Genomic DNA, 14,334 nt, shown 5'->3' on the forward strand with positions numbered 1-14,334 from the left:
CAAAACCAAAGGCCCCGGAGCGCTCCGGGGCCTTTTTCATCTGCCGCGCGCATCAGCCCCCGGTCTTGCCGCGCCAGGGCACGAAGCGCTGCTCGGCCGCGCGCAGGGCCACGTCGATGCCATAGCCGATGAAACCGATGAGCAGGATCCCCATCACCACGATGTCGGTCAGCTGGAATTTCGAGGCGACAAGGATCATCATGCCCGCGCCCTTTTCCGCCGCGACCAGTTCCGCCGCGACCACCGTGCCCCAGCACACCCCCATCGCCACCCGCGCCCCGATGAAAAGATCGGGCAGCGAATTCGGGATGATCACATGGGTCAGCACCTGCAGCTTCGAGGCGCCAAGGCTGTAGGCGGCATGGACTTTCGACAGCCGCACCCCCGCCACGCCCGAGCGCGCCGCAATCACCATGATCCAGAGCGCGGCGAGGAACAGCAAAACGATCTTGCCGGTCTCCCAGATCCCCCACCAGATGATGATCAGCGGAATGAGCGCGAGCGGCGGCACCGGGCGCATGAACTCGACGATCGGATCGAACCAGCCGCGCACCCAGCTGGAAAGCCCCATCGCATAGCCGAGCGGAATGCCGATCAGCGCGCCAAAGAAGAACCCGGCCAGCACCCGGAAGAGCGAAAAGCCCAAATGCTCCCAGAGCGGCTTGTTCTGATAGCCTTCCTGCGCGATCTGCACGAACCGGGCGACGACGCTTTCGGGCGAGGGCAGCCAGATCGGCTCCATCTGCCAGCCCTTGTCGGGCTCGAACGAGAGCGACCCCTTCGGCGTCAGCGTCACCTGCCCATGCGCGACGCGCTGGGGCACCCCCACCGCAAGCGGTTGCCCGTCGATTGCGGTCAGCTTCACCCCCGGCGCGTCGTTCGCGGTCGGGCGCACCAGCGCAAAGCGCCAGGCGGCGACCGAGGCGGCATCGTCCTGCGCCAGCCCGTTGCGCGGCGCGGGCAAAAGTGGCTTTTGCGGCGTCTTGTCGGCGGGGGCGAGCACGTTCACCCGCACCGTTGCCGTATCGCTTGCGCCATCGGGTGCGGTGACGGTGTAGGAAAACGCCGTCTCGCCGATGAAGGGGCCGGGCACATGCACCGGCACAAGCTTCGAGCCGGTGAACGCGCCCCAGATGAGGAAAATCGTCAGCACCGACAGAGCCGAGGCGATGCGGTCGGGCCGCACCGCGCCCGCGTCGCCAAAGGTGACGGTGCGGCGCGCGGTGTCGACGCGGCCGCGGCGGATCAGGCGCAGGGTCAGACCCGCCCCCAGAAAGATCGCCAGATAGGCAAGGGCAAGGATCATTGCGCCGCCTCCGCCTGTTCGGAACGGCCCATGATTTCGTCCTCCATCCCCCAGATCAGCGACAGGATCTCGTCGCGGGTTTCGATGAAATCGCGGCGACGCCGGATCTCGCGCAGATCGGCGCCGACGGCGGCTTCGGCAAAGGGCAGGGCGTATTCGCGCAAGATCCGCCCCGGTCGCGGCGCCATCACGATCAGCCGCTGGCCCAGCAGCAGCGCCTCTTCGACCGAATGGGTGATCAGGATCACCGTCTTGTCGGTCTCTTTCCAGAGCTTCAGGATCAATCCCTGCATCTTTTCCCGCGTCAGCGCATCCAGCGCGCCCAAGGGCTCGTCCATCAAGATCAGCTCCGGGTCATTGGCAAGGCAGCGCGCCAAAGCCACCCGCTGCTGCATCCCGCCCGAAAGCGCATAGACCGGCTTGTCGCCAAAGCCCTGAAGCCCAACGCTTTTCAGCAGAGCATCGGTCAGGCGTGCTCGCTCGGCCCGGCCCACGCCCCGCATCCGCGGCCCGAAATCGATGTTGTGCCGCACGCTCATCCATTCAAACAGCGCGCCTTGCTGAAACACCATGCCCCGCTCCGGCCCGGGGCCGGTGACGGGCACATCGCCGAGCCGCACGCTTCCGCCGGTGGGGGCCAGAAAGCCTGCGACAATGTTCAGAAGCGTGGTCTTGCCACAGCCCGAGGGGCCGAGGATCGAGACAAGTTCGCCCTTGCGGATCGTCAGCGAGACATCGCGCAGGGCTTCGGTGGGCGGGCTTGCGGCTTGCGCAAACCGCATCGACAGGGCGTCGATGAAAAGATCGGACATGGGAACACCGGGGATCAAAACGGGGAAAGGCGCGGGAGAGGACCCCCGCGCCGCAGTCCTGCAGGTCAAGCCGCGTCAGAGTTTCGAGGCCGCTTCGAGATAGCTTGCATCGACCACGCCATCGTAGCTTTCGAGCGCCGAGGGGATGTTCTTCGTGGTCACGAAGAAATCGGCGACCGATTTCAGATAGGCTTGCAACCCGCCGCCGAGCCACTTGTCAGACAGCTTCTCCTCGATCGTCGGCAGGGTGAAGCCCGCCAGCTGCGCCTTGGTGCCCGCCTCGTCCAGACCCGAGTCCTTCGTCAGAGTCGGAATGAAACTGTCGGGATTGGCCAGATAGGCGGCGTTCTCGTCGTTCACGACCTTGAGGAATTTCGTCACCAGATCCGGGTTTTCCGCCGCAAAGGCGCCCGGCGTCGAGATCACGTCGAAGACGCGAATGCCTGCCGCTTCCTTCTCGGCCCCGGTCAGCAGCACGTTGCCATACTCCTTGGCGCGGGCAAGCGAGCCCCCCCAGCCGCAGAAGACGTCGATGTTGCCCTGCGCGATCGCCGCGGCGGCATCGGGCGGCGTCAGATCGACCACCTGCAGCTGGCTGGCATCAAGCCCGAAATGCTCGAGCTGCTTGAGGAAGCCGTAATGCGCCGCGGTGCCCAGCGGCACGCCGACCTTCTTGCCGATCAGCTCCTTGACGTTTTCCTTCGTGATTTCAAGATCCTTGCGCACCACGCAATTGTCGTTTTCCGAATAGCTCACGGCGATGTCGATCGCCTTCAGATCCTGCCCGGCCGAGGTGGCGGTGACGAAAGGCGGCACGCCCTGCGAGATCAGGAATTGCACATCGCCCGAGGCGGCCGCCGCCGACATCGCCACGCCGGTGTCGAAAGCCCGCCAGTTCACCTTGACGCCGAGGGCCTTTTCGAAATCGCCATCGACCTTGGCCTGTTCGAACGGCAGCGGCCATTCAAGGAAATAGGCAATGGTGATCTCGTCCGGAGCGGCGGTGGCGGCAGCGCTGGAGGCGAGAAGCGCGAGCGCAGACAGCGCCGCGGCAAGATGGGGGGCTTTGGTCATGGTCGATCCTTTCGGGGGTGCGGAAAACTACATTAGATCCATCGTTATTTTAGAAATGATCCGATCCAGATGCCGGACGCCATTCCAAAGGCGCGCGCTGGACGGCAGGAAAAATCTCCGGAAAGTGAAGCGCGAAATGGAATTCTTCTCTGGCCCAATAAAACAAGGCATTTGAGACCGACTCATGACGACCTGCAGGGGAAGAAAATACTCGTGGCGGTAGAAATCGCAGGCTCTGGACTTAATGGAGCGCGGAATCTGGACCTAATCGTAGAGACGACGCCCTGCCATGGTCCTGTCACCCCCACTCCCAATCAGAGGCCCAAATGCACGCCGCCCCGATTCCGCAAGACGCCGCCCCGATCATCGCTGCTGACCGCGCCCATGTCTGGCACCATCTGAGCCAGCACAAACCCTATGAAACCACCGACCCGCGCGTTTTCGTCGAAGGCAAGGGGATGCGGCTGTGGGATGCGACGGGGCGCGAGTTTCTGGACGCCACCTCGGGCGGGGTCTGGACGGTGAACCTGGGCTATGGCCGCGCCGACATTGCGCGGGCGGTGCAGGAGCAGCTGCTGCGGCTGCCCTATTACGCGGGCGCGGCGGGCACGGTGCCCGGCGCGCGCTATGCCGAGGCGCTGATCGCCAAGATGCCGGGGCTGAGCCGCGTCTATTATTCGAACTCGGGGTCCGAGGCGAATGAAAAGGTCTACAAGATGGTGCGGCAGATCTCGCACCGGCATCATGGCGGGCGGAAGGGGAAAATCCTGTTCCGCGAGCGCGATTACCACGGCACCACCATTGCCGCGCTGGCCACTTCGGGGCAGGCGCAGCGGGCCGAGCAATATGGGCCGTTCCCCGATGGCTTCGTCATGGTCCCGCATTGCCTGGAATATCGGGCGCAGTGGGACGTGGCGAATTACGGTGAGCGCGCCGCCGATGCGATCGAAGAGGTGATCCTGCGCGAAGGGCCGGACAGCATCGGTTGCCTCGTGCTTGAGCCGATCACCGCAGGCGGGGGCGTGATCGTGCCGCCCGCGGGCTATTGGGAAAAGGTGAGCCATATCTGCCGCAAATACAACATCTTGCTGCATCTTGACGAAGTCGTCTGCGGGCTTGGTCGCACCGGCGCCTGGTTCGGCTATCAGCATTACGGCATCCAGCCCGATTTCGTCACCATGGCGAAGGGGGTGGCGGCGGGCTATGCCGCGATTTCCTGCACCGTGACGACCGAGGCGGTCTTTGACCTCTTCAAGGATACGCCCACCGATCCGCTGTGCCATTTCCGCGACATTTCCACCTTCGGCGGCTGCACGGCGGGGCCCGCGGCGGCGCTCGAAACGCTGCGGATCATCGAGGACGAGGGGCTTCTCGACAACACCACGCGGATGGGCGAGCGGCTGCTTGCGAACCTGCGGGATCTGGCCGAGCGTCATGCGGTGATTGGTGATGTGCGCGGCAAGGGGCTTTTCTGTGGTGCGGAGCTGGTGGCAGACCGGCGCACGAAAGAGCCGCTCGCTGAGGCGAAGGTGCAGGCGGTCGTGGCCGATTGTGTCGCGCAGGGCGTGCTGATCGGCGCCACCAACCGCTCGATCCCGGGGCTGAACACCACGCTCTGTCTTGCGCCCGCGCTGATCGCCTCGGAAGCCGAGATCGACCGTATCACCGATGCGATCGACGCCGCACTGACCCGTCTGGCCGCTTGACAGGTACACTGGACCTATAATTCATAGGTCCAGTGTAACCGCGGGGCACCGATGGCCATTCCGGTCGAAAGCTTCTTTCTGGCGCCGGGCGGGCAGGGATCGCTGCAACACCGCCTGCGCCAGATGGTGACCGAAGGCATCCTGTCTGGCCGGTTCCGGCCGGGCGACCGGATGCCCTCGACACGAGCGCTTGCCGCGCATCTGGGCGTGGCGCGGATCACCGTGACCCTCGCCTATGCCGATCTTGTGGCCTCGGATTACCTGCTGGCGCGCGGGCGGTCGGGCACTTTTGTCTCGTCCGCGGCTCCCGATGCGCGCCGCACGCAGGCCTTGCCCCAAGACGGTCCAAGCGCCGATTGGGCGCGGCTTCTGCATCCCCGCGCCCAGGGGTTGCCGCGCCCCGACCGGCCGCGCGACTGGTCGGTCTATCGCTATCCCTTCATCTACGGGCAGGCGGATCCCGAGCTGTTCGACCATCAGAACTGGCGGGCCTGCGCGCTGCAAGCCCTTGGCCGGAGAGAGTTTCATCGGCTCTCGGCGGATTGCTACGACGAAGACGATCCGATGCTCGTCGAATATATCCTGCGCCATATCCTGCCCCGTCGCGGCATTGCTGCCGTGCCCTCCGAGGTGCTGATCACCATGGGCGCGCAGAACGGGCTCTGGCTGGCGGCGCAGGTGCTGCTGGGGCCGGGCGAGCGCGCGGTGATGGAGAACCCCGGCTATCCGGGCACCCGCGCGGTGCTGGGCACGACCGGGGCCGAGGTGGTTTCGGTCGATGTCGATGATCACGGCCTGCCGCCCGAGCGTTTGCCTGCGCGGCCAAAACTGGTCGTCACCACCGCGAGCCATCATTGCCCGACCAATGCGACCTTGCCGCTTGAACGGCGCCTTGAATTGCTGGCAGCGGCGGAAGCGGGGGATTTCCTGATCCTCGAAGACGACTACGAATTCGAAATGTCCTTCCTGCAGTCGGCCGCGCCGTCGCTGAAATCACTCGATGCGGGCGGCCGCGTTGTCCATGTGGGCTCGTTTTCGAAATCTCTGTTTCCGGGGCTGAGGCTGGGCTATCTGGTTGCCCCCGCGCCCTTCGTTGCCGCGGTGCGGGCCCTGCGCGCCACCGTGTTGCGCCATCCGCCGGGGCAGCTGCAACGCACGCTGGCGCTTTTCCTGTCGCTTGGCCATTACGATGCGCTGGTGGCGCGGATGAAGGCGGCGTTCCGCAACCGTCGCGAGGTGATGACAAAAGCGATTTATGACAATGGTTTGGAGGTTGCGGGGCAGGGTGGTTTCGGCGGCTCGTCATTCTGGATGCGGGCGCCCGGGCGGGTCGACACCGAGGCGTTGGCGCTGGGCCTGCGCGCCGAGGGGGTGCTGATTGAACCCGGAAGGGTGTTCTTTGACCCGGCCCGCGAACGGTGCAATTTCTATCGCCTCGCCTATTCCTCGATCGGCCCCGGCGCGATCCCCGAAGGCATCGCCCGAATCGCCCGGGCGATGCGCTGATCTGGCCTCATCCGAAGCTGCGCTCTGGACCTAAGATTTCGCACCGCTCCGCGGTTGATTGGCCGAAAAGCACAGGAGCGACCGATGCGGATGACCACGGAAGAAGCCTTCGTTAAAGTCTTGCAGCGCCACGGGATCGATACGGCCTTCGGCATCATCGGCTCTGCCTTCATGCCGATCTCGGATCTCTTTCCCCGTGCAGGCATCCGCTTTTTCGACTGCGCGCATGAGGGCTCGGGCGGCATGATGGCCGACGGCTTCACTCGTGCCTCGGGGCGGATGGCGATGATCATCGCGCAAAACGGCCCCGGGGTGACGAATTTCGTCACCGCCGTGAAGACCGCCTACTGGAACCATACGCCGATGCTGGTGGTGACGCCGCAGGCCGCGAACCGGACAATCGGGCAGGGTGGCTTTCAGGAAGTCGAGCAGATGGCGCTGTTTCGCGACATGGTCTGCTGGCAGGAGGAGGTGCGCGATCCTTCTCGCATCGCCGAGGTGCTGGACCGCGTGATCCGCAAGGCGCGTCGGGCCTCCGCCCCCGCGCAGATCAACGTGCCGCGGGATCTGTTCACGAAGATCATCGACATCGACCTGCCGCAGGCCATCGATCTGCCGCCCCCCGCGCCCGATCCCGAGGCGCTGGATCAGGCGGCGGCGCTGCTGTCGGGCGCACGGTTTCCGGTGATCCTGAACGGGGCGGGGGTGGTGCTGGCGGGGGCAATCCCCGACACGGTGGCGCTGGCCGAGCGTCTCGCCGCTCCGGTCTGCGTCGGCTATCAGCACAATGACGCCTTTCCGGGCGCCCATCCGCTTTTTGCCGGGCCTTTGGGTTACAATGGCTCGAAAGCGGCCATGCAGTTGATTGCAAAGGCCGATGTGGTGCTGTGTCTGGGCACGCGGCTCAACCCGTTCTCGACCCTGCCGGGCTATGGCATCGACTATTGGCCGAAAACCGCCGCGATCCTTCAGGTGGACATGAACCCCGACCGGATCGGCCTGACGCGGCCGATCACGCTTGGCATCGCGGCGGATGCCGGGGCGGTGGCGCGGGGCATTCTGGCGCGGCTCGCACCCGAGGCGGGCGAGGCCGACCGGGCCGAGCGGCAGGCGCTGATCGCCACGACGAAAAGCCGCTGGGCGCAGGAACTCGCCTCGATGGATCATGAGGACGACGACCCGGGCACCAGCTGGAACGAGCGCGCCCGCGCCGCGAAGCCCGAGTGGATGAGCCCGCGCATGGCCTGGCGGGCGATCACGGCAGCCCTTCCGCGCGACGCGATCATCTCCTCGGACATCGGCAACAACTGCGCCATCGGCAACGCCTATCCAAGCTTTGCAGCGGGGCGGAAATATCTGGCGCCGGGGCTGTTTGGTCCCTGCGGCTATGGTCTGCCCGCGATTGTCGGTGCCAAGATCGCCTGCCCCGAGACCCCGGTCGTCGGCTTTGCGGGCGATGGCGCCTTCGGGATTTCGGTCACCGAATTGACGGCCATCGGCCGCGCCGAATGGCCTGCGATCACCATGGTGGTGTTCCGCAACTATCAATGGGGCGCCGAAAAGCGCAATTCCACGCTCTGGTATGACGACAATTTCGTCGGTACCGAGCTGGATGTGCAGGTCAGCTATGCCGGTATTGCCCGCGCCTGCGGTTTGCAGGGCGTCGTGGCACGCACGATGGAGGAGCTGAGCGCGGCGTTGCGAGAAGCGCTTGACGCCCAGAAGGCGGGCAAGACGGTGCTGATCGAGGCGATGATCAATCAGGAACTGGGCGAGCCGTTCCGCCGCGATGCGATGACGAAGCCGGTTGTCGTGGCGGGCATCGATCCGGCCGATATGCGGGTGTAGCCGGTCTGACCGGGGCGCCGGTCCCGGGCTTCAGCTTGGCCCGTGATCGGGGCTGAGCAAACCCCGTTTCAAATCCTCATCACGCTGGGATCGCCCGCCGCGAACGCAGGACTGTTCGGCGGGCGATCTTGTGTCGGCGCCCTGATGCAAACACCTTTGCGCGGCGCCGTCGATGCGGCCCGCCGGGTGGCTCCGTGCCGCCGCCGGAAAAACCATCCTCTGCAACGGGTTTCGCGCAGGGCGATCCTTCCCCGAGGGGCGGGCAACTTGGAATGGAATCGGGCCGGGTTCCGTGGCATCTAAATGACGACGGAATTAGCCGTGTATCGGCGCCCGCCTGACCCTGCAGACCGACTCCTCCCGCGCACACGGCCAACCGGCCGTCGGATTCGCGCATCTTGTTGCAACCGCTTTTCCAAGGATGACCCGATGAATGCTCCCGTGATCCCCCGCCAGCCTGGCCTCAAGGATCGGCTCTGGGCCGAACTCGCGCTGAAGGCGCGGCTCAACACCGATGGTGTCTCGATCAGCCCCGAGGCGCTCGCCCACATCGCGCCGGGGATCAAGACGCAAGAGCAGGTCCACACGCTCTTCGAGATGGATTTCGTCGTCCATGAGGACGAGCAACCCAGTTACTTCCGCCTTGATCACGGCCTTGTCGTGCCGTTCCGCTACAATCCCGAGGCCCGCGACCGGATCGAGCTTGACGGCACCCGCACCGTTGTCGTGCGCGATGGCCATCAACTGGCCGAGGCGTTCTTCCCCGACCGGCCCGCCTTCTACGGCAAGAAAACCTCAGACGGGGTGGCGATGTCCACCATCGCCACGCTGGGGTCCGAACGGCAGTTCTTCGTCGCCTATTCGAATGAGTGCTCCTACAAGGCGAAGGGCGAGGACTGCCTGTTTTGCAACATCAATTTCACCAAGGACACCTACGGCGAAAAGACCGGGATCTTCTGGAAAACCGCGAAGCAGATCGGCGAAACCTATGCCGAGGCGCATCGCGCGGGGCTGGTCGATCATGTCAACATCACCGGCGGGGTGATCCCCGAGCGGCGCGAGTTGGAATATTACCTCGATGTCGCGGATGCATTGCGCAAATATGCGGGCGTCGAGGATTTCAACGGCACCGCCGTCGTCGCCGCGCCGATCGATCTGCGCAATCTCGACCGCTTCAAGGAAGCGGGCTACCGCACCGTCGGGCTCAACCTCGAATTCTGGGACAAGGGCATCTACAACGCCATCTGCCCCGGCAAGGCCCGGGATTCGGGCGGTTGGGATCACTGGCTGAAGGCGATCGAATATTCGGTCGGCGTCTTCGGACATGGCAATGTGCGCTCGAATTTCGTCGGCGGCATCGAACCGAAGAAAAGCCTTCTCGCTGGCATCCAGTATCTGGCCGACAAAGGCGCGGTGGGCACGGCCTCGATCTGGTGCCCGAACCCCGGCTCGGACCTTGAGGGCCACCGCGCACCGGAACCCGAGTGGTATCTCGACCTTGGCCACAAGATCGCGGCGATCTGGCAAAAGGCCGGGTTCACCTGGGCGAACCTTTACGACTCGAACGCCGATGTGACGAGCCTGCAGCACGACATCTGGCGGATCGAGGCGGAAACGCTGCCGATCTTCAAGGGCGCCGCCGTCGCCGCCGAATGAGTTCGGGGGCGGCACCGCCCCCCTTTCCGCACCCGAAAGGACTAGACCGTGAGCCTTGAACATCCCCGCCACATCGCCATTTACGGCAAGGGTGGCATTGGCAAATCCACCACCACCTCGAACATCGCGGCCGCTTTGGCCGAAGCGGGCCACCGCGTCATTCAGGTGGGCTGCGACCCGAAATCCGACTCGACCACGATCCTGCGCGGCGGCGCGGAACTGCCCACCGTGCTTGACAGCCTGCGCGACCGCGCCCGCAAACCAAAGCTCGAAGATATCTCGGCGCTTGGCTTCGGCGGGGTTTTGTGCATCGAAGCGGGCGGGCCGGTGCCGGGGGTGGGCTGCGCCGGGCGCGGCATCTCGGCCGCGGTCGATCTGCTCGAAGAGTTGCGCGTCTTCGAAACCTTCGCCCCCGACTATGTGCTTTATGATGTGCTGGGCGATGTCGTTTGCGGCGGTTTCGCCGTGCCGATCCGTGACGGCATTGCTGATCGTGCTTTCGTTGTGACCAGTTCCGATTTCATGGCGATCTTTGCCGCCAACAACCTCTTCAAGGCGATCGACAAATATGCGCCCTCGGGCGGCGCGCGGCTCGGCGGCATCATCGCCAACTCATTGCAGCTCGATCATGCGAAGCCACTGATCGACGATTTCGCCCATCGCACCGGCACCGAGGTCGTGGGCTATGTGCCGCGCTCGGTCGAGGTGGCGCAGGCCGAGCTGTATGGGCAAACCGTGATCGAGGCCGCGCCCTATTCCGAGCAGGCCGAGGTTTACCGCAAACTTGCGCGCCGGGTGACGGGGGATCTCGAAACCCGCCTGCCCAAACCCCTCAACGGCCCCGATCTGAAGGACTGGGCGCGGGACTGGGGCGACCGGATCTTTGGCGCCGAACGCGCCGCGGCGCGGAGCGCGTAACATGGCCCGTCGTCCCAGACTGGAACCGCGCGAGACGCGGCTTGACGCGACGCAGGCCTATCTCGGCCGCGCTGCCGATCTGGCCGCCGAATTCGCCGCAGGGATCCCGCCGCGCCGCATCCGCACCTTTTCCGAGGCCGCGCCCGATGATCTGCGCACCGCGCTGGCGATCTTGTCGGAAATCCCGGATCTTGGCCTTGTCGTGCACGGGCCGCGCGGTTGTGCCGTCCGCGCCCCCGGCGTGGCCCCCCTTGCGGTGACCGATCTTGACCAGCGCGACACCGTGCTTGGCTCGGGCGAGGTGCTGGCCGAGACGGTGCGGGCGCTTGATGCCGCTTATGCCGTGACGGCCATAGCCGTGCTGGGCAGTCCGGTCATTGCGATCAATTCCGATGATATCCGGGCCACGGTGGCGACGCTTGGTCTTGAGTTGGACAAGCCGGTGGTCTGGGTCCGCACCGAGGGGTTTCGCTCGGCCGTGCCCGCGACCGGCGGCGATGCGGCGGCGGATGCGCTGTTGCAGCTGGTCGATGCCGAGGAAACCGAGCGCGAGCCGGGGCTTCTGAACCTGCTCACGAGCACCCGTGGTCCCGAGCTTGCGGCACTGGCACGGCAGATCGAGGGGCTGGGCTGGCAGGTCAACATCCTGCCCGCGGGGGCGAGCGTCGCCGATATCGCGCGCGCGGGCCGGGCCGAGGCGAGCCTGGTTCTGGCGCCCGATCTGCTCGATCTCTTTGCCGAGGGGCTGGAAACCCGGTTCGGCGTCACCCGGCTTGATGTGGCGCTGCCCTTGGGCGCGCAAGCGACGACGGCGGTCTTGCGCCGGGTGGCGGCGCTTGGCGGCGCCGCGGCCCCGCCTGCGCCGCCGCGCAGTGTGTCGAAACCGCTTGCGGGGCGGCGCATCGCCCTGGCCCTGCCGACCTCCTGGGGGCTCGCGACCGCGGAGCTGATCGGCGATCTGGGCGGCGACGTGGCGGCGCTGTCGGTGCCGCATCTTGACCGCAGCCATGCCGCTGCGTTGGCCAGTCTGGCCGAGCGCTGGCCCGATCTGCAGATTCATGTGGGCGAGGGGCAGGGCTTTGAACGGACGGGGTTCCTGCGTCGCAACGCGCTGGATCTGCTGCTTGGCGCCAGCGATGCCGTGGCGGGGGCGCTGCGGCAGGGTCTGCCCGCCGCCGTGCTTGACCCCGCGCGGCTGATTGGCGCGGGCGCGGCCGAGGCGGTGACCGCGGCCGTCGACAGCGCCTTTGCCCGGCTGGCGCTCGCCCGCAGCGCTGCGCAAAACGCGCGGCCGGGCTACACCCCGGGCTGGCTGAAACGCAGCCCCGACTGGCATATCAAACAGGAGGTGCGCTGATGAGCCACCCGACACTTTTTCCCTTTGGCGGCTGCGCTTTGCACGGCGCAATTCATGCGGCGGCGGCGATCCCGGGGCTCACGCCCGTTGTGCATTCCACCCCCGGCTGCGCCCTGCGTGCGGGGCTTGCCGCCGGGGGTGGGCGTTACGGTGCGCCGCCCGGCTTGCCGCGGATCGCCTCGACCAACATGGCCGACAAGCATGTGGTCTTTGGCGGCACCTCGCGGCTGCGCGAAGAGATGAAGAACGCCCTTGCGGTGATCGAGGGGGGCGCGCTCGTCGTGTTGACCGGCTGCCCTGCCGAGATGATCGGCGATGATGTGGGCGCAATGGTGAAGGAGCTGACCGGGCAGGGCGAGCGCGTCGTGGCGGTGCAGACGGCAGGGTTTCACGGCCCCGCGCATGAAGGCTACGCGCGGCTGCTGGCGGGTCTTCTGGCCCATGTCGCGCCCGTGCCGACCCGCGCCGACCGGCCCCTGGTCAACCTTTTCGGCATCGCCCCGGGGCTGGATCCGGGTTGGTTGTCCGAATTTGAGACCCTGATGCGGCTTCTTGAGGGGGTCGGCCTTGCGGCCAATCCGATCTTCGGCCCCGAAGGGGGGCTGGCCGCGCTCGACGCGACGGCGGGGGCGGCGCTGAGCCTTGTGCTCTCGCCCTGGGGCGCGGCGCCTGCCGAGGTGCTGGCAGCGAAACACGGAATTCCGGTGCTCGTGGCGGACGGGCTGCCGGTTGGGGCCGAGGCGGCGGAGGCTCTGGTGCGGAGGCTCTCCGACCGTCTCGGCCATCCGCTGGACGCCACGGCCGAGGCCACTTTGGCGCGCGAACGGGCGCAGCAGGGTTGGCGTTTCGATGCGGTGCTGGAGCGGCTGGCGGCGCTTTCGCCGCGTCGGGTCGTGGTGGCCGATGGCAGCCTGCGCGCCGGGTCTTTGGCACGGTTTCTGGTCGGGACACTGGGGTGGCAGGTGAAGGTGATCCTGACCGACACCCCGCCAGAGGGGCACCGCGCGGCCTTGGCCGAAGCAGGCGTGACACTGGCTGGGGACGGGGCGGAGTTGGCGCGGCTTTTGTCCGAAAGCGGGGCCGATCTCGTGCTTGGCGGCTCGGCTGCGGCGGCGATCGCGGCGGCGCGCGGGATTGCTGCGGTCGATCTGGGCGCGGCTTCGGGGCTCGAGGTTCTGGGCGGCGGTCTGAGCGGGCGCGGCGGGGCAGAGCGGGTCTTTGCGGCGCTTCTCGCGGCGCTCGAGCCGGTGCCGCAGGTGGCGCCTGTGCCGTTGATCCGGGCCGCTGCGCCCGCCGTTTCCTTCGCACAGGTGGCCGAGTAATCCCGCCGCAGAAATGTCAAAACACCCCCCTTCCTGACTGGGAAGGGGGGTGTTTCGTGATTTCTCAATGCAGCCGGGTCCGGCCCGGGGCGGTTTTGGCGGCGCTGTGCAGCTCTGCCAGCGTCCGGGTCTGGCTGGCGACGGCGCCGATCTGCTCGGCCAGCTCGCCGATCCCCTCAGGGCTCCAGCCGCCGGTGGTCAGCGCCAGAAGGCTTTCGCGGCGCAGATCACCCGGGTGCATCACCAGCAGATAGGCGAATTCAAGCGCCACCGAGAGCCGCTCGCCCACCCGCGCACAGAGGGCAGGCGGGATGCGCCAGGGCGGGCCGTCCAGATCCTCGGCGCGCAGCGGGCCGGGGGGGAAGCGGCCATAGGGCCCGGGCCGGGCCGCCGCTGCGGCCTCAGCGCCGATCAGGGCGGCGAGCGCGGCATCGGTCTGGCGCAGCAGGGTGAAGAAGGGGGCAGGCTGGCCCTCGGCGATCAGCAGCCGTTCGACGAAGGCAAGCACCGTGCGACGCTCCAGTTTCGACAGCGCCGGCAGGGCCGAGGTCGCGGCCTCGCCATGCAGATCGGGAAGATGGAGCTGTGGGGGCAGGATTTCCTGACGGGACATGGCGTACCTTTCCTGAACTGTCGAAGCCTGTGTAAGTCCAGAGTGGCAGAGCTTTGCAAAAAAGACGATAAAGTAAGGCGTGTTTTTTGGGGCTGTTGGCGGGCAGGAAATTCCCTTTTGCGCGGCTTTTGGAGAAGGGGATTTCCCGGCCTCGAATCGGGGCAAATGAAACCGCCGCCCCGGAGGGATCGGGGCGGCGGGAACCGGACGGCGGGC

Annotated in this window: 11 protein-coding genes; 7 read left to right on the plus strand and 4 right to left on the minus strand. The window is 66.4% G+C overall.

Annotated elements, in window-relative coordinates; all coding sequences use genetic code 11:
• Positions 1-52: 52 nt before the first annotated feature.
• The 3 genes from ACTTAI_RS09040 to ACTTAI_RS09050 form a co-directional block, all read right to left on the minus strand.
• Complete coding sequence (locus tag ACTTAI_RS09040; protein WP_444455402.1) at positions 53-1,306, minus strand: ABC transporter permease subunit; 1,254 nt, start codon at positions 1,304-1,306, stop codon at positions 53-55.
• Positions 1,303-2,118: an ATP-binding cassette domain-containing protein gene (locus ACTTAI_RS09045; protein WP_444455403.1), complete on the minus strand. Its 816-nt coding sequence runs from the start codon at positions 2,116-2,118 to the stop codon at positions 1,303-1,305. The genes ACTTAI_RS09040 and ACTTAI_RS09045 overlap by 4 nt, the downstream gene beginning before the upstream one ends.
• A 75-nt stretch (positions 2,119-2,193) precedes the next feature.
• The gene (locus ACTTAI_RS09050; RefSeq protein WP_444455404.1) at positions 2,194-3,192 is read right to left on the minus strand and encodes a taurine ABC transporter substrate-binding protein; all 999 of its coding nucleotides are present in this window, start codon (positions 3,190-3,192) and stop codon (positions 2,194-2,196) included.
• 326 nt (positions 3,193-3,518) lie between these two features.
• Here ACTTAI_RS09050 and ACTTAI_RS09055 point away from each other — a divergent pair, with 326 nt between their 5' ends.
• The 7 genes from ACTTAI_RS09055 to ACTTAI_RS09085 all read left to right on the plus strand — a co-directional run bounded on the left by ACTTAI_RS09055 (position 3,519) and on the right by ACTTAI_RS09085 (position 13,505).
• The gene (locus ACTTAI_RS09055) at positions 3,519-4,898 is read left to right on the plus strand and encodes an aminotransferase family protein (RefSeq protein WP_444455405.1); all 1,380 of its coding nucleotides are present in this window, start codon (positions 3,519-3,521) and stop codon (positions 4,896-4,898) included.
• A 51-nt stretch (positions 4,899-4,949) separates the two neighbouring features.
• Positions 4,950-6,404, plus strand: a complete 1,455-nt coding sequence (tauR, locus tag ACTTAI_RS09060; RefSeq protein WP_444455406.1) for a MocR-like taurine utilization transcriptional activator TauR — start codon at positions 4,950-4,952, stop codon at positions 6,402-6,404.
• A gap of 84 nt (positions 6,405-6,488) precedes the next feature.
• Positions 6,489-8,252 (plus strand): sulfoacetaldehyde acetyltransferase, encoded by a 1,764-nt coding sequence (gene xsc / locus ACTTAI_RS09065; protein WP_444455407.1) that lies wholly within the window; start codon positions 6,489-6,491, stop codon positions 8,250-8,252.
• A gap of 429 nt (positions 8,253-8,681) precedes the next feature.
• On the plus strand, positions 8,682-9,908 hold the full coding sequence (locus tag ACTTAI_RS09070; protein WP_444455408.1) for a radical SAM protein: 1,227 nt from the start codon (positions 8,682-8,684) through the stop codon (positions 9,906-9,908).
• A gap of 48 nt (positions 9,909-9,956) precedes the next feature.
• Positions 9,957-10,826 (plus strand): nucleotide-binding protein, encoded by an 870-nt coding sequence (locus tag ACTTAI_RS09075; protein WP_444455409.1) that lies wholly within the window; start codon positions 9,957-9,959, stop codon positions 10,824-10,826.
• A 1-nt stretch (position 10,827) separates the two neighbouring features.
• Positions 10,828-12,183: a nitrogenase component 1 gene (locus tag ACTTAI_RS09080; protein WP_444455410.1), complete on the plus strand. Its 1,356-nt coding sequence runs from the start codon at positions 10,828-10,830 to the stop codon at positions 12,181-12,183.
• Positions 12,183-13,505: a nitrogenase component 1 gene (locus ACTTAI_RS09085; protein WP_444455411.1), complete on the plus strand. Its 1,323-nt coding sequence runs from the start codon at positions 12,183-12,185 to the stop codon at positions 13,503-13,505. Before ACTTAI_RS09080 ends, ACTTAI_RS09085 begins: the two co-directional genes overlap by 1 nt.
• A 64-nt stretch (positions 13,506-13,569) precedes the next feature.
• On the opposite strand, the gene ACTTAI_RS09090 is transcribed toward ACTTAI_RS09085, so the two are convergent.
• A complete protein-coding gene (locus ACTTAI_RS09090; protein ID WP_444455412.1) occupies positions 13,570-14,118 on the minus strand; it encodes a hypothetical protein in 549 nt (182 codons plus the stop codon).
• Between the last annotated feature and the right edge of the window lie 216 nt (positions 14,119-14,334).

Origin of the sequence: Rhodobacter capsulatus, from assembly GCF_052363175.1 — a bacterium.
Lineage (GTDB): Bacteria > Pseudomonadota > Alphaproteobacteria > Rhodobacterales > Rhodobacteraceae > Rhodobacter > Rhodobacter capsulatus_D.